General features: G+C 32.3%; 13 protein-coding genes. 6 read left to right on the top strand and 7 right to left on the bottom strand.

All coding sequences use genetic code 11. The features are described from left to right. Positions 1–99: 99 nt before the first annotated feature. Together BMZ09_RS06380 and BMZ09_RS06375 are read left to right on the top strand one after the other, a co-directional pair. The gene (locus BMZ09_RS06380; RefSeq protein ID WP_090838657.1) at positions 100–3,006 is read left to right on the top strand and encodes a PEP/pyruvate-binding domain-containing protein; all 2,907 of its coding nucleotides are present in this window, start codon (positions 100–102) and stop codon (positions 3,004–3,006) included. Further along, on the top strand, positions 3,007–4,266 hold the full coding sequence (locus BMZ09_RS06375; RefSeq protein WP_090838655.1) for a serine hydrolase: 1,260 nt from the start codon (positions 3,007–3,009) through the stop codon (positions 4,264–4,266). It begins immediately after the preceding gene. On the opposite strand, the gene BMZ09_RS06370 is transcribed toward BMZ09_RS06375, so the two are convergent. Beyond that, positions 4,256–7,099, bottom strand: coding sequence for an Npt1/Npt2 family nucleotide transporter (locus BMZ09_RS06370; protein WP_090838653.1), 2,844 nt, complete (start codon positions 7,097–7,099; stop codon positions 4,256–4,258). The genes BMZ09_RS06375 and BMZ09_RS06370 overlap by 11 nt on opposite strands. Positions 7,100–7,196: 97 nt before the next feature. Next, positions 7,197–8,096 carry a serine hydrolase gene (locus tag BMZ09_RS06365; protein ID WP_090838651.1) on the bottom strand — a complete coding sequence of 300 codons (900 nt, stop codon included), beginning with the start codon at positions 8,094–8,096 and terminating at the stop codon, positions 7,197–7,199. 267 nt (positions 8,097–8,363) lie between these two features. Between BMZ09_RS06365 and BMZ09_RS06360 the strand changes: the two genes are divergently transcribed. Then, on the top strand, positions 8,364–9,974 hold the full coding sequence (locus tag BMZ09_RS06360) for a helix-turn-helix transcriptional regulator (protein WP_090838649.1): 1,611 nt from the start codon (positions 8,364–8,366) through the stop codon (positions 9,972–9,974). Positions 9,975–10,096: 122 nt separating this feature from the next. Continuing rightward, positions 10,097–12,670 carry a T9SS type A sorting domain-containing protein gene (locus tag BMZ09_RS06355; RefSeq protein ID WP_090838647.1) on the top strand — a complete coding sequence of 858 codons (2,574 nt, stop codon included), beginning with the start codon at positions 10,097–10,099 and terminating at the stop codon, positions 12,668–12,670. A 93-nt stretch (positions 12,671–12,763) separates the two neighbouring features. Here BMZ09_RS06355 and BMZ09_RS06350 read toward each other — a convergent pair whose 3' ends face one another. Genes BMZ09_RS06350 through BMZ09_RS06340 form a run of 3 tightly spaced genes read right to left on the bottom strand, consistent with a single transcriptional unit; the run spans position 12,764 to position 16,286 of the window. Then, a complete protein-coding gene (locus BMZ09_RS06350; RefSeq protein WP_090838645.1) occupies positions 12,764–14,305 on the bottom strand; it encodes an acyl-CoA carboxylase subunit beta in 1,542 nt (513 codons plus the stop codon). A gap of 51 nt (positions 14,306–14,356) precedes the next feature. Continuing rightward, entirely contained in the window at positions 14,357–15,799 is a 1,443-nt protein-coding gene (accC, locus tag BMZ09_RS06345; protein ID WP_090838643.1) for an acetyl-CoA carboxylase biotin carboxylase subunit, read from the bottom strand. Position 15,800: 1 nt separating this feature from the next. Beyond that, the gene (locus BMZ09_RS06340) at positions 15,801–16,286 is read right to left on the bottom strand and encodes an acyl-CoA carboxylase biotin carboxyl carrier protein subunit (RefSeq protein ID WP_090838641.1); all 486 of its coding nucleotides are present in this window, start codon (positions 16,284–16,286) and stop codon (positions 15,801–15,803) included. Between the two features lie 141 nt (positions 16,287–16,427). Between BMZ09_RS06340 and BMZ09_RS06335 the strand changes: the two genes are divergently transcribed. Next, positions 16,428–17,903, top strand: a complete 1,476-nt coding sequence (locus BMZ09_RS06335; RefSeq protein ID WP_090838639.1) for a T9SS type A sorting domain-containing protein — start codon at positions 16,428–16,430, stop codon at positions 17,901–17,903. Here BMZ09_RS06335 and BMZ09_RS06330 read toward each other — a convergent pair. Next, positions 17,893–18,585: a PrsW family intramembrane metalloprotease gene (locus BMZ09_RS06330; protein ID WP_090838637.1), complete on the bottom strand. Its 693-nt coding sequence runs from the start codon at positions 18,583–18,585 to the stop codon at positions 17,893–17,895. The two genes, BMZ09_RS06335 and BMZ09_RS06330, sit on opposite strands and share 11 nt — an antisense overlap. A 13-nt stretch (positions 18,586–18,598) precedes the next feature. Beyond that, positions 18,599–19,855 carry a flippase gene (locus BMZ09_RS06325; protein WP_090838635.1) on the bottom strand — a complete coding sequence of 419 codons (1,257 nt, stop codon included), beginning with the start codon at positions 19,853–19,855 and terminating at the stop codon, positions 18,599–18,601. 86 nt (positions 19,856–19,941) lie between these two features. Between BMZ09_RS06325 and BMZ09_RS06320 the strand changes: the two genes are divergently transcribed. After that, positions 19,942–20,919 (top strand): helix-turn-helix transcriptional regulator, encoded by a 978-nt coding sequence (locus BMZ09_RS06320; RefSeq protein WP_090838633.1) that lies wholly within the window; start codon positions 19,942–19,944, stop codon positions 20,917–20,919. Positions 20,920–20,989 lie beyond the last annotated feature (70 nt).

Here is a 20,989-nt window from a genome sequence, read left to right as displayed (position 1 = left end):
GATTATTATCAAACTTTTATAACAACTTTGCAAAACTATATTTTTAGTGATAAAATTTATATTACTATCTTGTATATTGTAATAAACCTTTGATTATCAATGAGAAATAATGTTCTATTTTGCTTAGTGTTTTTGTTGTTTTCAACACAAATAATTGCGCAACAAATTGCTCCAGAAAAGATAAAAGAGCAAATCAGTATTTATAAGAATGATTTACGTGGTCCTTATAAAGATATCCGTTGGTTTTGTACGGATGGTAGTTTACATCAACCTAAAGATCCTTGTCCTGATAATATTGGACCAGGGAATCAACATGCGCGCTATAAAGATGACGTTGAAAAATTAGCAAAAAGTAACCATATTTATTTAGGGCAAATTTTAACTAACACAACAAATGACGCTTTTTTAGATGTTGATAATGACAATTCTAGGTTAAAACAATACCAAATTGATAAGTATTTAAGAGCTATTGATAATGGTTGGGTTAATCAAAAAAGTCAGTTTTATAGAGGTGCAATCCAGTCGGAAGATGAGGAAGCATGGGGGATTGATTTCTATAAGTGGTTATTGTCTAAGGATAAATTACTTGTTGAAAATTACTTTCTAATCAGACAATCTTTAAAAGACATTCCGCATAGTGGTGATGATAATCTTGCACAATTAATGCGTAGTCAATCTAAAGTGTTATCTGATTTATATCCTTCATTTATGGATTTACGCGTTAAGATACATGCACAACCAGAAATTAATGATATTGAAAAAGTAAAAGCTTTTAAAATAAAGCATGAAGCGAAGTTAAGTGCGAGCCAAATTAAGGTTTTAGATGAATTATTAGTAACCATGACTACTTTTTTTAAACCGATAGATTTGGTGTCATTACAAGCTAAAGCAAGTATAATAAAGTCAACAACGTTTGGCGAAACTTTTAAAAATTATGCCATTCAGAATAATCATTCTAATAATGCGTCGGATTTAATTCAGAATACAGCTGAATTATTAACCACTTTAAGAGCAAGTCTTCTTGAAGAAAAAAGACCTCTTGCGCGTTTACAACTATTAGATATTTCTATTGTACTTGAAGATCTTATCTTTAAAAACGCACCATTATGGCAACCTGAAACAGTAGAGCAGTTAGTTAGTAAGGTGTGTTATTTAGGAATGGCAACAGCTGCAACCGGTTATATTGAACAACATGAATGGGACGCTTTAAACCTAACATTATCAGCTAACAAAGCCAATGAAGCTACTTTAGGAGAGTTAACGTCTGTTTTACAAAATGGAAGAAGTTTGGTAGAATGGAGTTCTGGGATGGTTAAAGCTAATTATCAAAATGAAGTAAATACGTATACTGCTTTTGAACCTTTAGCCTATGGTTTTATAGATGATAAAATTAGAGGATCAATTGCTTTGCATTTAGGTAAAGCGGTAGGAGAATTGGGTGATTTTATAGCTGAAGAATCAGCGTTGACTAATAAAGTATTAAGCATACCAAACCAAAGTACAGTGCGTGGTTTAAACCCAGGGTACGCTTTTGGAGAACTTGTTGTTGTTGCAGGATCACCAGATGCTATTGAGGTGTCTTCAAATAAAATTTATATTTTCCAACGTCCACCAGCAGATTTAAAACCAATAGCAGGTATTGCAACGGTTTCAGAAGGGAACATGGTGTCTCACGTGCAATTATTAGCGCGTAATCTAGGGATTCCAAATGCAGCGTTGTCTGATCAAAATTTAGATGATTTAAAACCTTTTAATGGACAAAAAGTGTTTTATGCAGTGTCTAATAATGGAAATGTAATTATTAAGGCAGAAAAAGACATGTCCGCAGAAGAACGTGCCTTATTTACAAAAACAGAACGTAAAAGCGAAAAGATAGAAGTACCGGTAGAATCTATTATATTAAATGAATCTAAAGTGCTTAATTTACGAAATGTAAACGCTAGTAATTCTGGTAAGATTTGCGGACCAAAAGCAGCCAATTTAGGTCAGCTTAAACAAATGTTTCCGGAGCAAGTTGTGGAAGGGTTAGTTATTCCGTTTGGGATATTTAGAGATCACATGAATCAGGATATGCCAGAACAAAATCAATCGTATTGGCAGTTTTTAGAAGCTATGTTTAAGGAAGCTACCGCAATGGAAGCCAAAGGGATTGTAGAAGGTGAGATTGAACATTACCAATTACGTCAATTAGAAACATTAAGAGCAGCAATAAAAAAGATGCCTTTAAAAGCTGATTTTATTGATCAGATGGAAGCTGATTTTAAATCGGTTTTAGGTCAAGATTTAGGTGCTATTCCAGTCTTTTTAAGAAGTGATACTAATATGGAAGACCTAAAAGAGTTTACAGGTGCTGGTTTAAATCTAACCCTATTTAATGTGGTTGATAAAACTAAAATATTAGAAGGGATTAAAGATGTTTGGGCATCTCCGTACACAGAACGTAGTTTTAAATGGAGACAAAAATATTTATTGAATCCAGAAAATGTGTTTCCTTCGATATTGGTAATTCCGAGTGTAGATGTCGATTATTCGGGTGTTTTAATTACTAAAGGATTAACTTCTGGTAATGATAACGACTTGACTATTGCTTTTAGTAGAGGTGCGGGAGGCGCAGTGGATGGACAATCTTCAGAAACGTATTTATTAAAAGACGATGGCGGATTACAATTCTTAGCACCATCAAGAGAGCGTTTTTACAATAGTTTGCCAATTACAGGCGGAACATTTAAAAAGTCATCAACCTTTGATAAACCAATATTAAATACGCAAAATATTAGTGATATAAGAGCACTGGCTAAAACAATTAGAGCAACCATGTCTCAAGCCACTAATTCTGATTATCAAGGCGCTTATGATGTAGAATTAGGGTTTAAGGATAATAAATTATGGTTGTTTCAAATTAGACCATTTGTAGAAAATAAAAAGGCATTAAGTTCTACATACTTACAATCCATAACACCAGTAATTGATAATAATAAAGTGATAGCACTTTCAAAAAAGATATAAATGAAAAAAATAGTAATTGTTTTAGTCTTAGTACTGATTTGTTCTGCGTTTACAACCGCAACCTTTTATCCTATTGATGGTTATGAGCATACAGGCATTAAACGTTTAAAGCGTTTAGAGTTAATTAAAAGTGGCGAAATTGTTGAAAAACAAACCTTACCAGAAGGTGCTTTTAAATCGTATTTAGATATTAAATTGAATCTAAAAGAAAAGGCATCCGATAGTCTACATTGTTTTTTCAAGGAAAATGACGCTTTTCAAAAGGAAATTAGTAGCCTTTTTAGAGGTTTGGATAAAAGTTACTCGTTAACTGTAATGGATATTACCGATTTAAACAATATTAGATACGCGCACCGAAATGAAACCTCAGGGTATCAGCCAGGAAGTGTTGGTAAATTAGCTGTTTTGATTGGGTTGTTTAATCAGTTATCTAAAATTTATCCTGATGATTTTGATAAACGTATTCAATTATTAAAAACAAAAGTGGTTAAAGCTGGAGTTTGGGGTTTAACGGATGAGCACACAATACCAATTTATAATATAGAAACAAAAAAACTAGTGAAACGCCAGGTGATTGCTAGTGACACGTTTACTTTATTTGAATGGGCAGATCATATGTTATCTGTAAGTAATAACGGAGCAGCAAGTATTGTTTGGCGTGAAGTATTGTTAATGCAAGCTTTTGGAGAGAAATACCCAGAGTTAACAGAGGAAGACGCGTTAACCTATTTTAAAACCACAGAAAAAAAGGTGTTAACTGACCTAGGAAATGACGTTGTGAATTTACCACTACGTGATTTAGGGATTACTGCAGACGAATGGCGTTTGGGGAGTTTTTTTACTAGAGGTGCAAATACCTATGTTGGAGATAAAGGTGGAAGTATTGGAACGCCTTTTGGTGTCATGAAATTTTTAGTACAACTAGAACAAGGTAATGTAATTGATGCTGAGTCTAGTTTAGAGATGAAACGCTTGATGTACATGACGGACAGACGTATTAGATATGCACAAGCACCAGCTTTAAAAGAGGCAGCAGTCTATTTTAAATCAGGTAGTTTATATAAATGTGATAGAAGTAATGGACAGGTTTGTGGCAAGTATATGGGTAATGTTCAAAATTTCATGAACTCTGTAGCAATTGTGGAGCATCCAAATAAAACGACGTATATGGTTGTTTTGATGACTAATGTATTAGGCAAAAACTCAGCAACTGACCATATGAACTTAGCAGCCAATATTGATAAGTTAATTAAGAAATAAGACGTAATAAGTTTTCAGTTTGTGTCCTGATTTTTTTATTAGTTTCATTAATTAAAACCAATTCTAAAAGAGGCTTATAATTTGCAGTATTAGACTTTTCAATAAGGTATAATACTGCAAATTTTAGTTTAATATCTTTTCGTTTTAGTAACTCATTATAGCATTCTAATTCACTTAAAACCTTAAGATTAAGTTTTTTTATTTTTTCTTCAGAATTAGAATCTAATAACATTGATTCTGCTACCGGAATTAGTTCTTTTTTAAGTTGACTGTTTAAAATATTATCTAAAAACTCAATAGCATGTAAGCGTTGTTCTTCCTGACCGTGTATCATGGTATTAAATATTGGATCCACATCGTTTGGTGGATATTTAATTCCTAAAAACCTAAATATACGTTGTAATTGTCTGTCTAATCGCTGCTCTAAAAGGTGTATAAGTCCATTTCTAGCTTCGGTTTCGTCTTTAGACTCAGTAACACCAGATTTCTTTTTATACTGCAGTACAATTTGAGTATGAATAACCGCTAAGGTGTTTTGGTACAATTGACATTCGTCTAGAATTTTATCGACTATAAATCGATCCTTGATTTTTAAGTGTGGATATTTCCATTTTAAACGTTTTAATGCTTCAATTGCCTCGATTTTAACAGCATGCTCAGTATCGTTAGTTAGAAGAATTAACGTGTTTATTGCTTTTTGAGATTTAAATTTTTCGATTACTAAAATAACATAGGCTGCATCTTCAAAATCAATTGTTTCTTTTATGACCTTTTGATAGAGTACATCTATAACAGGTTCTTTGTAAAAAAACAAAGCATCTACAGCGGTCTGTCTGGTTTCTTTTACCGATAAATGCGATATAATAGCATCAATAAATTCAGAATCTAAGGTCTTGGCAGCACTAGTTATCGCTGTTTTTAAAATGTCTAAATCTTTAGATAATAGTTGTGTTTTTAGCACATTATAATAAGCACTTATTTTAGCATTACCTATACTTTCTAGAATTGCTGTAATCTTGTTGGTTTTTAACTCAGGATCCGCTAACTCTAAATATTTACTTAAAGCAGCGTCTATTTTTGAGTCTAAGTTAAATCTGTTTTGGAGTAATTGATTATGACTAGATTCTAAAGATAATCCTACTAGAGCAGCATTAGCAATGGTGTTATCGTCACTGTTTATATACTTTTCAAATAAAACAATAGTATTTTGCTTGTAGTTTTTTAATAGATATCTAAATGCTGACGTGGTAACATCTTGATCTTTATCGTAAACCATGGTTTCAATTTGAGACGATAGGTTTTCAGACTTTAGAAAATATAAATTATCTATAGCCAATGTTTTTATCCTTGGCGATTCATTATTCAGAAGATTTTTAATACTATTAAAAAAACGTTCGTCTTTTACGTCTAACGTTCTTTCTAACATATTAATAATTTGGTTCTCTTTTCCTGTATTTAAAACTCTTAAAACACTATCTATAATTGATGTTACTTTAATAACCTCTTTATGATGCTTATCTTTTTTAATTCCAGAATTATCAAGTAAATCTTTAAAAGCAACGATGTATTCTTTTCTAAGGAAATAAATTAAAACCAACCAAACAGCGATTAATATGATAATAATTACACTGATGTAAGTAGAAGAAATATTTAAACCGTTTATAAAAAATATTAGAATAAAACCAGCAAGACCTGTAGCGATACTGTCTACAACAACATCTGTAAAGGTTTTTGTTTTCTTTTTAATTTCTATAGGAATAGGGATTGATAACAACTCTGTAGATGCTTTATTAACGGATTGTTTTAAACTACCGTCCACAATTTTAATAAATACAATCACCCATAATTGTGGCAGTAATAGTAGAATTATTGAACCAATTAAAATCCCGGTTGGAAGCCATAATAAAGCTTTTCCAACACCAAAAGTACCAACAATTCGCTTGGTTAAAAATAGTTGTACCAATAATGAAATAACACTTAAGGTAGAAAACCAAAATCCAAAAAAGGAGGTCAATTCATCTTGGTTATCAATAAGTCTTGACGCATAGTCACTATATTGGTAATCTACTAATTTGGCAACAAGTACGCTTAAACCTATTACTAAAGCGATAAGACTAAGTAATTTTGATTGTTTTATTAGTTTTAAAGGCGACTCTCCTTTAGCATTACTTTTTAAAGTGAGCTGAAAGGTATTAAGTTTTGCTATTTCGGTTTTCCATATGTATCGTGTAATAAAAACACAGATACAAAGTAGTAAAGCTGCAATAAATAATAAGTTTACAGAGTCAATAAAAGTAGTTAGTAAAGACGTTAAATACCCACCAAAGATACCTCCAGCAATAGCGCCAGCACCTATAAAACCAAACACACGTTTGGCTTCTCTAATATTATAAACTAGGTTGGCTAAAATCCAAAATTGTGAGGCTGTAAGCAATCCAAAAATAGCCACCCAGATGTATGGAATGTATAATAAAAAACCAGTAATTAAATTAAAGTTTAAACCAACACCAAAGAGTATTAGTGATATTACAGAACCAATAATGGTTTTGTCTATTATAATATTTAACGGGTATTTTTCTAAGGCTTTGTCATAAAAGTAAGAGCCTACAATTGCCATGATAGCAGTTAAAACATAGCCTAATGGAAGTGCATCTGATGTTAACTCTGATAAAAACAACGAGTTAATTGTAGGTTTTACAATTAATAGTGTTGTAATAATTATAAAAATATTTAATTGTAATAGAAGGGTCTTTTTAAGCTCTTCTTCCTTTAAATCAAATGCTTTTAAAAGTATGGTTTTTATAGGTTTTAATACCGAATTTGTTAAGTCCAATGTTTTGTGTCTAATGCGTAATGATTAATAGTTTACAAATGTAAGGTATAAACTATCTTTTATATTTATTGAAAAGGGTAATAAATAATATCAAAACTTAATTAGCTCTTAAGACTTTCTCTACTGGTTTTATCAAGTCTCTAATAATTTGTTCTCCTGAAGCGTCTTCTATTAAAGCTACTAATATATAACGTCTGTTAAGGTCTTTTCCCCAAACTAAAACAGAGTCTGAATGATAGTTTTTCCAAGAGCCCGATTTTCTAAATATTCTTGCATCAGGTGCTATTTTGTCAAGTGTATTTACAAATTTATGATGCAACGCTGTGTTTTCCATAATATCTAACATTTGCTTAGAGCGTTTTTGATTAACCAATTTACCATTAGCTAACAGGTAATAGTATCTACAAACTTGTGTAACAGTAGCTGCATGACTTAAGTTTTTTAAAGGTTCTCTGTTTGTGTTTCCACCACCACCGTAGCGTTTTCCTACCCACAGACCACCACCAATAGCTTCGTCATAAAACTTATATTTTTTACTCCTCATTACCGACTCAATCTTATCATAACCAACACGATCAATCATTCTAGTGGTTGCCGCATTATTAGATTTACTAATCATAAGGCGCATATCTTTTCTAATGTCTGCAGTCTCAGTTAATTCTTTTTTATCAATAGCATCCATCGCAGCTAATAATACTGCAATTTTTGGTAAACTGGCAGCATACATCATGTGGTTGCCATTTATTCTAGCAAACTTTACATTATTGGTATCTCTAAGGTCTACTAAGCCAATCGACATCTTTTTTTGATTGATTAGTTTTTTCCAAAGGGGATTTTTATTAATCTCTGATTCTAGTGTTTTTTGAAGATCACTATCTGCTAAAGAGGTTAACATCGCAATTTTGCCATCACTAGTTGGTAATGGAAGCTCATTTTGAGCAAAGCTTTTAGTTACAAATAGAGTAACTATGGCGATAAAAACAAGGTGTAATTTCATTAAAATAAACGCGTTAAATATAATTAAGCAAATGTAGTTAAATAACTAGTTATTAAAGTGTTAAAATTTTATTTTTGAAAGAAATAAAATTATGAGCAATTGTAATGGTTTTGTGATTGTTACACTAAATTTTAGTTAATATTTTAGCTTTAGATTTTAAAATAGTATTAATAATCTAGTTGCTATTTAGTAAAAATCATAATCCATTAGTAAAGCTGTAATATTTTTATAAATTTGTTTTAAACTTATCCCTTAAGTCTAATTTTAATGATAAAAAAACAAAGCATTACGGTTGTTAATGCTCTATTTTATAGTGTAATCTTTTTATGTGTAGGTCTTGTATCTGCTCAAAATTATCGTACACCTAACTTTTATAGTTTAATAGACTCTGCTGATGTTTATATAGATGATTTCCCAAAAAAAGCAGAACAATTTTTAGATAGTATTCCAAAGCCAATCACATCTACAATTAAAGGGCGTTTAGCTTCCTATTATCAGTTGCGTGGATTAATTAATGATAAGTATGAAGAGCCTATTAAGGAGTTTCAAAACTTCTCTTTAGCTTTAAAATATGCCAAATTAGAAAATGAATATGATATTGCTGGCATGGTGTCTTTGGAGTTGTTTTTTAATACTTATATAATTAAAAGGGATGCAACAGCATTTAAATACTTAGACGATGCCAAAGCATTTTACGCCTTAGCAAAAAACACAAATGGTTTAGCAGAAGTTAGTCAAATGTATGCTTATGTACAGTTTAATCAAAATAACTATGCCAAAAGTAATGCCTTACTTTTACCAAATTTAGAGCGCTATAAAAACATAAAAGACGATCAGTATTATTATATGTATGCGTTGTTTATGTTGTCTTCAAATTATGCGCATCTTAATAATTTAGACAAAGGACATTACTATTTTAATTCGCTTAAAGCACTACAAAACGACAGTACACTTTCTCCATCATTATACGCATCTCATGTAGTAACTATTAATACGTGTTTTGCAGAAGTGCACTTACAGCATAAAAATTTAGATTCGACGTTGTATTATCTTGAAGCTTCAGGTAAAATGCGTCCAGCTATGAATGTGTCTGACACTAAGCAGTATTTTAATTTGTATGCCGATTATTATAAGCAACTAGGAAACAGTGCATTTAAAAATAGTTATTTAGATTCTTTGCGCGTCTTTAACGACCAACAATTTGATAAAGCATTAAAGGCTAGTCTAGATATTAATACAGCTTTAGTAAGCAAGGATGAAGCTTTAGTAGATGCAACAGATAAAAGAAACACTAATAGATTATGGATTATAATTTTAGCAATTATTTTAGTGGCTTTAGGTATTGTTATAACAATGCGTTACAAAAAGATTAGATTAAAGATTGTTGAGTTTTCAAAACGAAAAGACGAATACCAGTTTATGCAAACCAATCATGAAAAGCTTAAAGTTAAGGTAAGAGGGTTGGAGGATTATATTAAGGAGCTTAAAAAGGAATTGAGGGCAATTTCAACCATAGATAACTCAAGAGAGCAGAAAGAAAAAACGAAGGCGTTATATAAAAATTTACATCATCAATCATCTACATTTTTAGCAAAAGAAGAAAATTATTTAGAGTTAATCAATGATGTAAATATTGAATTTTTCACACAAATAAAAACATTACATCCTACGTTAACTGATTCGGAAATCATCATTTGTTATTATTTGTTTTTAGGATTTAAAAATAAGGAAATCGCAGCTTTTTTAAATACGTCTACGCGATCTGTAGAAAGTAAACGCTATCGACTTTCAAAAAAAATAGAGGCTTTGGATAGTAATCTAACTTTAATCGATTATTTAAATGTGACTTTTAAGAATTCTAAAATCAGTGCTTTTTAGTCTCCTAACGTCCCATTAGGTCTTAGTTTTTAATAGTGCGTAGTCAATGCGTAGTCTTTGTTTACAATAGTATATATAGGTTAATTGATATTTGTGTTGTTCTAATAATTAAATAGAAAAACATGAAAAAAACAATTACTTTTTTATTCTTGGTCTTCACGATTGTATCCTATTCTCAATCTATAGACTACAAAAAGACACCTTATTTAAAAGGTAGTAATTATTACCAAATCATAAAACAAGTTAGAGAGGATTTGGGAGCATTCAATAAAAATGCATCTAAAACCGAAATTAAAAAGCATAAGCAATTTGAACGTTGGGCTTATTTTTGGAAAGATAGAGTGGACCTAAACGGAAACTTTCCTAATGCCTTTTCAGGTTATTATAATGCTGGTATTATTGATGCTAATGGTAAATTTAAAGACAATATAAGTTTAGCAAGTCAGACTAGTAGAGCTTCAAATACAGGACAAACATGGACAAATATTGGACCACAAGAAGTACCTGATGCTAACGGTTACCCTAATCAACCACAATTAGGACGATTGACTAACTTTTTAAGGTACACACATGCTACTGATCCAAGTCAAAATGTATTGTTTGTAAGTGCTCCAGTTGGAGGTGTATGGAAATCTACAGATAACGGAACCTCTTGGACACCTAAATTAGATCATTTAGCAGGTATTGGTGTTACAGATATTAAAAGTAGTAGTGCAGATATTAATAATCCAGGCACTATTTATATCTCCACTGGAGATTTTGATGCAGGACATATCAAATCCATAGGTGTGTATAAGTCAACTGATTTTGGAGAAACCTATCAGCCTACAAACTTGACTTTCAATTTAAATCAACAAGAATCAACTTCTAATTTAATTGTACTTGATGCTAACACAGTAATTGTTGGAACAAACAAGAACATTAAAAAAACAACAGATGGTGGGGCAACATGGACCAATGTTTATGCTCATAATTATGACGATGCTGTTTTAGGTAAGTTTCATAGAAACGGTAATAATATTATGTGTTCTGATAGTTGGGGTGGATTATTTTTCTCTTCTAATAGTGGAAGTACATGGAGTGTTTTAGTGTCAGAAGGCACAAGTAGCCAGCGTCACGCTATTACATCAGATCAATCAGGGGTGTTTTATGTACAAAATGATAATGGACAAGTGTCTACATATAATACAACATTAGCATCACCAGTGTTAACGACTATTGGTGTGCCAGCAGTTGGTTATAGTACACAAGGCTCTTATAACCAATGTTTAGCAGTAAAAGATGGTTTAATTATTAGCGGAGTAGTAGACGGAATAAATTCTGATGACTCAGGAAACACATGGTATGTAACTTTAAACAATTCTTGGTCAGATAACACTTCTGCTGGTTCTTATGGACATGCAGATATACATGAAATGGGACCTTTAGATGATGGGTATTCTTTTTGGAATGTAAACGATGGTGGTTTAAATTTTGTTACTTACAGTAGTATTGCGGACGAAAAACCTACCGTAGAATATAAATCTAACGGAGTGATTGTAACACAATTATATTCGGTAGCAATAACACCACAAACTAGTACAGATAACATTATTATGGGAAACCAAGATAATGATGGTTATAGTTTAGAATTAGTTGGTGGTACACCAACATGGGTAACAGCAGGAGCAGGAGACGGTACGTGTACAGCAGTAGATTATACTAATCCTCAAATTAGATATTTAGGGTCGCAAAATGGTGGATTGACAAGAGCAGATAATGGCTTTTTAGGTGATGTTTGGGGGACAAGTTTAACAACGCCAACAGCTGGAGCGCCTTTTGTTTGGACATTAAAAATGCACTCCACAAATTCTTCAATATTATATGGTGGTTTTGCAGATGTTTATAAATCGGCTAATAAAGGTGATACTTGGACCAACTTAAACTCTGGAGCAGGAGCAATAGAGTATATCGAAACTTTTGGAAATAATTTAATTGTTATTGGAGAAACTTCGGTTAGAAAATCAAGTAATGATGGAAGTACATGGACTACAGTTAATCAACCTGAAGCTGGTGCTAAAATGAATTCTGTTGCATTAAACCAAAATAACACTAATATTTTATATGCAACAGTAAATGGTTATGTAGACGGATCAAAGGTTTTTAAATCTATAGATGGTGGAGCTACTTGGACTAATATTTCAGCAGGACTACCTAATATAGTTGCCAAGCAAGTTGTTTTAAAACAAAATCAAGGTCAAGAGATTTTGTTTTTAGGTACAGAAATAGGCGTGTATTTTAAAACAGGAACTGAAGATTGGGCTAAGTTAGGCGAAGGATTACCAAATGTGGTTATTAATGATTTAGAAATTAACTACACGCAAGACAAATTAGTAGTTGGAACATATGGTAGAGGACTTTGGGAAGTTAGTATTTTAAATGAAACCTTAGGTGTAGAAGAAGTTCAATTATCAAGTAAAACCGCACCTTTAGTGTATCCAAACCCAGTAAAAACTGGAGTTCTTAATATTAAAATGAATACGACTAATACCAATTTTAAATATCAAATGTACAATGTTATTGGAGGTTTGGTTAAAAAAGGAAGCTTAGCCACAGGACTAAATACGCTAGATGTTAGCACTATTGCATCAGGTATTTATGTTGTAAGAATGACAGATGGAACCACGGTATCTGCTCAAAAAGTGATTATTGAATAGAGTATAGCTAGTAATCTCTAATTTTTTTAGGGAAACTAAAAAGAGCCTCAATTGAGGCTCTTTTTTTATGCTTTCTTTATGTATTATTTTTTTCTATAAAGGAATATTACCATGTTTTCTATTTGGTAAAACTTCTTCCTTATGTTCTAACATTTTAAACGCTTTTATTAATTTACGTCTTGTGTTTTCAGGAAGAATAACTTCATCTATAAAACCGCGTTCTGCAGCTTTATAAGGATTAGCAAACAGCTCAGCATATTCGGCTTCTTTTTCTAAAAGTTTGTCTTCAGGATTATCTGCTGCTTTTATTTCTTTTCTAAAAATAATTTCACTGGCACCTTTTGCTCCCATAACAGCAATCTCAGCACTTGGCCAAGCGTAATTTAAGTCCGCTCCAATGTGTTTAGAGTTCATAACGTCGTAAGCACCACCATAAGCTTTTCTTGTAATTACAGTTACTTTAGGCACTGTAGCTTCGCTTAAAGCATATAATAGTTTTGCACCATGCACTATAATTCCGTTCCATTCTTGATCTGTTCCTGGTAAAAATCCTGGTACATCTACTAACACTAATAACGGAATATTAAAGGCGTCACAAAATCGTGTAAATCGTGCTGCTTTACGCGAACTATTTACATCTAAAACACCTGCTAAAATCAATGGTTGGTTAGCTACAATACCAACACTTTTTCCACCAATTCTTGCAAATCCAACAATAATGTTTTGGGCAAAATCTTTATGGATTTCAAAAAAGCTATCCACATCAATTATGCCTTTTATAACATTATGCATGTCATATGGCTTGTTGGCATTTAAAGGAATGATTGTTTTAAGTTCGTCTCTAATTTCATCACCTAACTTAAATGGTAAATCTTTTGGTTTTTCTAAGTTGCTTTGTGGTAAATAGCTAAGTAAACGTTTAACATCTTCTAGACATTCTATATCGTTAGACGATGTGACGTGGGCTACACCAGATTTAGTGGAGTGTGTACTTGCACCACCAAGCTCTTCGCTGGTAACTTCCTCGTTAGTTACTGTTTTAACAACGTTTGGACCTGTAACAAACATGTAACTGGTGTCCTCTACCATCATTGTAAAATCCGTCATTGCAGGACTATAAACAGCTCCTCCAGCACATGGACCCATAATAGCTGATAGTTGTGGTATTACACCAGATGCTTTTACATTTCTATGAAAAATATCAGCATATCCACCTAAGGATCTAACACCTTCTTGGATACGTGCACCACCAGAATCATTAAGACCAATAAAAGGCGCACCAACTTTAAGTGCTAAGTCCATTATTTTACAAATTTTTTCGGCATGTGTTTCAGACAAAGCACCTCCAAATACTGTAAAATCTTGTGCAAAAACATACACTAATCTTCCGTTTATTGTTCCGTAACCTGTAATAACACCATCACCATAAAATTTTTGATTTTGCATTCCAAAATCAACCGTTCTATGTGTTACTAGTGCACCAATTTCTTCAAAAGAACCTTCGTCCATTAAATAGGTAACACGTTCTCTTGCGGTTAATTTTTTCTTTTGGTGTTGTTTATCTATTCTATCTTGACCACCACCTAATTTGGATAGCTCAAGTTTTTCGTTTAGGGTTTTTATTTTAGATTCCATATCTCTATTTTAATCACGTATGGTCGTAAACGCTATACGTTATGTAATTATCTAATTAGTTGGTAGTCTTAATTGCTTTTGGTCCTCTAGATACTGTTTTACAGCAAAAAGAGCAGCTAATTTAGCTTCGTGTTCTGCATCTTGTTTTAAAGCTTCAGGAGAATAGTACTTTTTTACAAAATGGGTGTCAAAGTTTCCTGATTTAAACGCCTCATGATTAAATACAAACGTCCCAAAAGGCAACGTGGTTGCGATACCTTTAACATCGTAATCTGCAATAGCTTGACGCATTAATTGCATGGCTTCTTCACGTGTTTTACCGTAAGTAATTAGCTTGGCTAACATTGGATCGTAGTAGATAGGAATATCCATACCTTGTTCAAAACCATTATCCACTCTTATCCCTTTTCCTTCTGGAAGTTTATAAACGTCTAAATGTCCAACACTAGGTAGAAAATCGTTTAAAGGATCTTCAGCATAAATACGTAATTCTAAAGCGTGACCATTAATTTTTAAATCAGATTGTTTTATGTCTAAAGCTTCGCCACGAGCCACTTTTATTTGTAATTCTACTAAGTCAACACCAGCGATAATTTCTGATACAGGATGCTCTACTTGTAGTCGTGTATTCATTTCAAGGAAATAGAAGTTTTTGTTTTCATCTAATAAAAACTCGACCGTTCCAGCACCAACATAATCACACGCTTTTGCTACTTTAATAGCAGCTTGTCCCATTTCTTCTCTTAACTCTGGCGTTAAAACAACACTTGGCGCTTCTTCGACTACTTTTTGATGGCGACGTTGTATACTACATTCACGCTCAAAAAGATGTATCACATTACCATGCGTGTCTGCCATGACTTGAATTTCGATATGACGAGGCGATCCAACGTATTTTTCAATAAAAACAGAACCATCTCCAAAAGCATTAACGGCTTCACTGATAGCACGGTTCATTTGAGATTCAAATTCGTCTTCGTTTTCCACAACACGCATTCCTTTTCCACCACCTCCAGCAGAGGCTTTTATTAAAATAGGAAAGCCAATAGTCTTAGCTATTTTTTTAGCTTCAGGAATATCTGTAATAGCTTGATCTGTTCCTGGTACCATTGGTATATCATAACCTTTAACAGCATCTTTAGCTGCAAGTTTACTACCCATGACTCTAATAGCATGCGATTTTGGTCCAATAAAGGAGATGTTGTTTTTTTCGCAAAGCTCTGCAAAATCTGCATTTTCACTTAAAAAACCATAACCAGGATGTATACCGTCAACATTTAAGCTTTTGGCTACTTCTATAATTTTATCGCCTAATAAATACGACTGATTAGAAGGTGCTTCTCCAATTAAAACAGCTTCGTCAGCAAATTTTACGTGAGGCGCATTACGATCTGCAGTAGAGTATACTGCTACGGTTTTAATTCCCATTTTCTGGGCTGTACTCATAACTCTTATTGCGATTTCGCCACGATTGGCGACTAGTATTTTTTTCATTTTATTCGAATTCAATTAACAATTCACCTTTGTCTACAGTACTTCCCTTTGTTCCTGTAACAGACTTTATAACACCATCTCTAGGTGATACAATGCTGTTTTCCATTTTCATAGCTTCAAGGATAAGTAAAGGTGTATTTACAGAGACTTCGTCACCAGGCTTTACCATAATATCCAAGATTAATCCGGGCATTGGCGCTTTTATATTATCAATAACTTTGGAAGCACCAACTTCAAATCCCATTGCCTTTATTAAAGCATCCAATTGGTCTTCGATTTGGACTGTATATAGGTTATTGTTAACTTTTACGGTGTACGCTTTTTTTAGAAAATCACTTTCCGTGATTTCGATTTTAAAAGGTTTGTTATTATCTAAAAGATGAAATGTATTCTGTTTAACTTCAACAGAATCAATGCTATTTATAACATCTGAATCTATCTCAAATTGATTAAGACCATTTGTTTTTACATTAAATTTTTGGCTCATTTTGTCTAAAATTATGAGGTATAAAGATAAGTAACTATATCGTTTTAGTAAAACAGAAACTCATTATATTATTCTATATTAGTTAACAATTACATCCATTAGGTTTATTTTTACGTACTTAAGTTATAAACAACATAGATTATGAAAATAAAATTACTTCTTTTAATATGTTTATTATTTCAGGTTAGTTACGCTCAGGACTTGTCTTTAGGATATAGTGCAAACGACTTAGCACAGCATCCAATGCAAGATTTAGCTAAACCAGGTTACTTGCAATCTGCAGCAGATCCATCTTTTCCAGCAACACAAATACGACGTATTACAAATGCAGGAACAGGTAACTCTATTAAACCCATGTATAGCACAATACAGGCTTGGAATGCAGATGAAAGTTTAATGATAGTTTATGGCGGAGGTACGCACCAATTATTAAATGGTCAAGATTATACTTTTATAAGAAACTTAACGGATGTCAATCCTGATGATATTGAGACTATTTTCTGGTCTTTTTTAAATCCTGATATATTTTTTTATATGGACGGCGCTACGGATGATTTGATTAGTTACAATGTGCAAACCCAAGTAAAAACGGTATTGGTTAATATTAGAACAATTAGTAGTTGTGTTTCTAGTAACGGTTTAACAGGAGGTAATGATATCCAAATGATGTCTTGGGATGATGATGTATTTGCTTTTAGATGCGGAAATACTGCTGCATATTATTACAGAATCTCTACAGGAACGCTAACACAATTTAATATATCAGACGTTGCTTATACAGCACCAATGCCTTTTCCTAGTGGTAATTTGTTTTTTCATAGAGGAGATGTTTATGATGCTGATGGTGATTTTGTAAGAAGTTTAAATATAGCAGGCGTACAGCATTCTTGCTTAGGAAAACTAAGTAATGGAGACGATGCTTATTACAATGTTAATTTTGAAGAAGGTGTAAATGGTGGTTGTCAAGGGACTTTAGTGGCGCACAATGCGACAACAGGAGACTGTTTTGCTGTTACAACTTATAGTGATTATGCATATCCAAAATCAGGAACACATATATCGTCTTTAGCGCATAAAAACACAGGAGATGGTTGGGTTGCAGTTTCTTGTTTAGGTTTTCAGCGTGATGGTATACAGATTTTAGATCAAGAATTATTTATCGCGAAGGTCAATGAGTTTGATGCCGATGTTTATAGAGTAGCACATCATAGAAGTGATCCTGATGAGTTTGGTTATTTTGCAGAGCCACATGTGACTATCAGCCCAACAGGGACCAGATTATTATTTGGTAGTGATTGGAGTGGAACAGAAGACGGAGACTCTGTAGATAGTTATGTAGCTGAACTAAATAGTTATACGCTATCAACAGCGCAGGCTGTAACCACTACTAAGTCAATAGATTTATTTCCAAATCCAGTTAATAATACGCTACAATTACAGTCTACTTTAAATAGAACCATACAATTTTCTATTACTGATATTACAGGAAAGCAAGTTTATGATGCTAGCTTTTATAACGATGTATCAATAGACGTTAGTGCCTTAGCTAATGGTTTGTATTTTGTTACTTTTAATAATGAAAGTACTTTGGATGCGATAAAATTTGTTAAGAAATAGAATTTAAATCGTCTTTAAAAACAGAACTATTTTGATGGTATCTAATGGCTCTTCTAGATAAGAAAATTCCAATTGCTAGAGATACAAAAGCACCAACCCAAATACCTGGGACAAAATCTATAAATAAGAAAAAGTCATAGGCTCCATGAAATAAAACAGCAAAAAATAAGCCTAATAAATTTAAGTATAATTTGTTAGGTGCAAATTTTGCTTTACCCATAAAGTATCCCATTAAAATTCCAAAGGTAGCGTGAGCAGGCACTGCGGTAAATGCTCTGGCAATTGCTGTTGCTGGCCCACTTTGCATGACGTACATGATGTTTTCGGTTGCTGCAAACCCCATAGATACCATAACAGCATATACAATACCGTCAAAGGGCTCATTAAACTCTTTATGGCGTTGCGCAAAAAGCAATACGATTAAAAACTTACTTAATTCTTCAGAAAAACCAACCACGAAAAAGGCTTGTTTAAATTGTTCCCAAATGCTTAGTTTATTCTCTAAAGGGACTAGTATATTAAATACAGAGTAGAGTAGTGTGGTAATAATAATACTAACAATAGCACCCAATAAAAACGAAATTATTAATAAACGTTTAGGTTCTTTCTCGTACTTATCTTTTAGATAAATGTAAAATATGATAATAACAATTGGCGCTAAAGCCATCAATAGTAGTTGCATAGTTCAAAAGTAATTAAAAAAGGGAAACTAATTCCTTTCTGCTTTTAGGGTCTAAAAAAATATACCCAATATTAGTTATAAAATGACTTATTAAAACAGCAATTGCAGCTCCAGAAACTTGCCAAATAGGAATCAATAGATAACACAACACGACATTAAATGTGCAACCAATTATAAAGCGATAAACATTTTTTTGTAGTTGATTTGTGTTAATTAAGTGCTTTTCATATATCATTCCTATAAATATAATAAGCGGTGCCCAACAAAATATTAATAACGGACTTTTTGCTTCGGCATAGCTTTCTGAAAAATAGGCGTTTAATATTGCGCTGCCAAATAGCGTATAAAGTATACCAATTAATACCCCTAAAAAACACATGATTTTAAATAGCTTTTTTAACTTTCTGGCATATAGTATACTGTCGTCTTTATATGATTCTGCTAAAGAAGGATATAGTGCATTAATTATCGAAAACCCGATATTCCAACTTAAAGCAATCACTAAAAATTGAACAGTTGCAAAAATTCCGTTAGCATGATCGCCTAAAAAATGTTTCAAAAACAGCTCGTCAATAGAGATATAAAACATAATTAAAGCACTGGACACTATAAGCGGAAAAGACATTTTTAATAAAGACTTTCCTAAAGGCCATGAAAAGCGCCATTGCTTAAACAAAAATTGTTTTTTATATTTTAAAATGAAGTAATAAATAACGCCTTGAATTAGAAAATCTAAAGCAATAAGCTTCGCAAAATAATTAACATTCAAATTGTTTTTAACTCCATAATATTGCAAAGACACAATAATAATCAGACTGGATATTTTACTAATAAATATAATCTTAGTCCATTTTTTTGCGAGCAAATAGTATTCAAAAACGTCTGTGAGTTTAAAAAAATAACTGACAGCAATAATTAGATACAAACTGTTTAATGGACTATTTTCAGTACTATAAAAGTAGATTACAATACCAATAAATATTGCAATCCAACTTGCAAGTCTTAAATAAAAGGCAGTGGCTAAAATTTGCTCGCTTCGCTTTGGGTTAAAGACTATTTCTCTGATGCATATAGCAGAAAGACCTAGAAAAAATAAAGGTGTTAATAGTCCTAAAACGGACTCGACAAACTTAAGTTTTCCGATGTCAATCGTACCTAAAGTGCTAAATATTTGTGGTACAATAAATACACCTGTTACAAACTGAATAAGTTTTTCTAGTGTAAACCATTTGGTGGCGATAAAGTCTTTTTTGCTAAAAACGTTGGTCATGAATTGTCTATAATTTTCAAATATATAAAACGGTTTCCATTAGCTGTTTGATAGATTAGTATTACTTTCGTTTTCATTATTTTAATATGACACCAGAGTTTTTAAGACGCTATTATATTTTACGTGTTATTTCAAATCCTAAGGTTTATGGAATTGAAAAAAATGGCTATGTCCCGTTAGAAGATTTACAAAATGCGTTAGACCAATTACGTGTAAATAATATTGATGATCCGCTATATGATAAACTCAATCAGTTTTCTCAAAAAACGATTAAGCGTGATTTAGAGAAAATAAAATCCTATTTTCAAACTATAATTTTACACAAACGTAATTATGGCTATTTTTTAGAAGGCTATGAAATGACTGATGGTTTAAAGGAAGTTTATGAAAAAACAGAACTTTATCTTTTACATCATCATGCCCATTCTTGGAAAGATCATGTTACGACTGCTCGAAGTTCTTTAAGTGCCTATATAGATTTAGTCCCTTTAATACAAGCTATTGAATTGCAGGTTTTAGTGGAAATTACTTATCATGGTTGGTATGATGATAATGGTTTTGAAACCATTACAGGTTTTTTTCAACCATTGCATATTAAAGAGATTAATAAGGCTTGGTATTTAATTGCACATAATGACAAATATGGTATTTATGCCTTTTGTTTAGATGATAGAATTAAGTCTTTAAATATAACCAACCATCAGGTTAAAAACCCTATAAGTTTTAATCCTAAACAGTATTTTAAAAATGCTATTGGTATTTTAAAAACAGATATAAAAGCAGAATGGATATATATCCAAGTAGCTAATCATCATTTTAAATATTTAGAGAGTAATCCTTTGCATCATTCTCAAGAGATAGTAAAACGTCCTAAAGCAGCTGAAACAGAGTCATTAGACTACAAAAACGCTAATATTTGGGGAGAAATAAGGATTTATATTGAACCTAACTACGAGTTTTTAATGGAGATTTTAAAGTATAATCTTTGGGTTAAAGTGGTTAGCCCTGCGCACGTCAAGTCTTATGTTAAGAAGCATTTGGAATATATGATAAACTATTATTAATTAAAAACGGGTCTTATTGTTTTCTGAGGTATCTGTGGTTTTTAATGTTTTTTTTATAATTTCTAAACTA

Origin of the sequence: Olleya namhaensis (genome assembly GCF_900114005.1) — a bacterium.
GTDB lineage: Bacteria > Bacteroidota > Bacteroidia > Flavobacteriales > Flavobacteriaceae > Olleya > Olleya namhaensis.
Note: the sequence above shows the minus strand (reverse complement) of the source record. Positions and strands in the feature narration are given on the sequence as shown.

Excerpts from the sequence above, each read along its gene's own strand:
- BMZ09_RS06330 (WP_090838637.1), bottom strand. The coding sequence starts at position 18,585 with ATGCAACTACTATTGATGGCTTTAGCGCCAATTGTTATTATCATATTT.
- BMZ09_RS06325 (WP_090838635.1), bottom strand. The coding sequence starts at position 19,855 with ATGACCAACGTTTTTAGCAAAAAAGACTTTATCGCCACCAAATGGTTT.
- BMZ09_RS06380 (WP_090838657.1), top strand. The coding sequence starts at position 100 with ATGAGAAATAATGTTCTATTTTGCTTAGTGTTTTTGTTGTTTTCAACA.
- BMZ09_RS06365 (WP_090838651.1), bottom strand. The coding sequence starts at position 8,096 with ATGAAATTACACCTTGTTTTTATCGCCATAGTTACTCTATTTGTAACT.
- BMZ09_RS06340 (WP_090838641.1), bottom strand. The coding sequence starts at position 16,286 with ATGAGCCAAAAATTTAATGTAAAAACAAATGGTCTTAATCAATTTGAG.
- BMZ09_RS06350 (WP_090838645.1), bottom strand. The coding sequence starts at position 14,305 with ATGGAATCTAAAATAAAAACCCTAAACGAAAAACTTGAGCTATCCAAA.
- BMZ09_RS06355 (WP_090838647.1), top strand. The coding sequence starts at position 10,097 with ATGAAAAAAACAATTACTTTTTTATTCTTGGTCTTCACGATTGTATCC.
- BMZ09_RS06375 (WP_090838655.1), top strand. The coding sequence starts at position 3,007 with ATGAAAAAAATAGTAATTGTTTTAGTCTTAGTACTGATTTGTTCTGCG.
- BMZ09_RS06360 (WP_090838649.1), top strand. The coding sequence starts at position 8,364 with ATGATAAAAAAACAAAGCATTACGGTTGTTAATGCTCTATTTTATAGT.
- BMZ09_RS06320 (WP_090838633.1), top strand. The coding sequence starts at position 19,942 with ATGACACCAGAGTTTTTAAGACGCTATTATATTTTACGTGTTATTTCA.
- BMZ09_RS06335 (WP_090838639.1), top strand. The coding sequence starts at position 16,428 with ATGAAAATAAAATTACTTCTTTTAATATGTTTATTATTTCAGGTTAGT.
- accC (WP_090838643.1), bottom strand. The coding sequence starts at position 15,799 with ATGAAAAAAATACTAGTCGCCAATCGTGGCGAAATCGCAATAAGAGTT.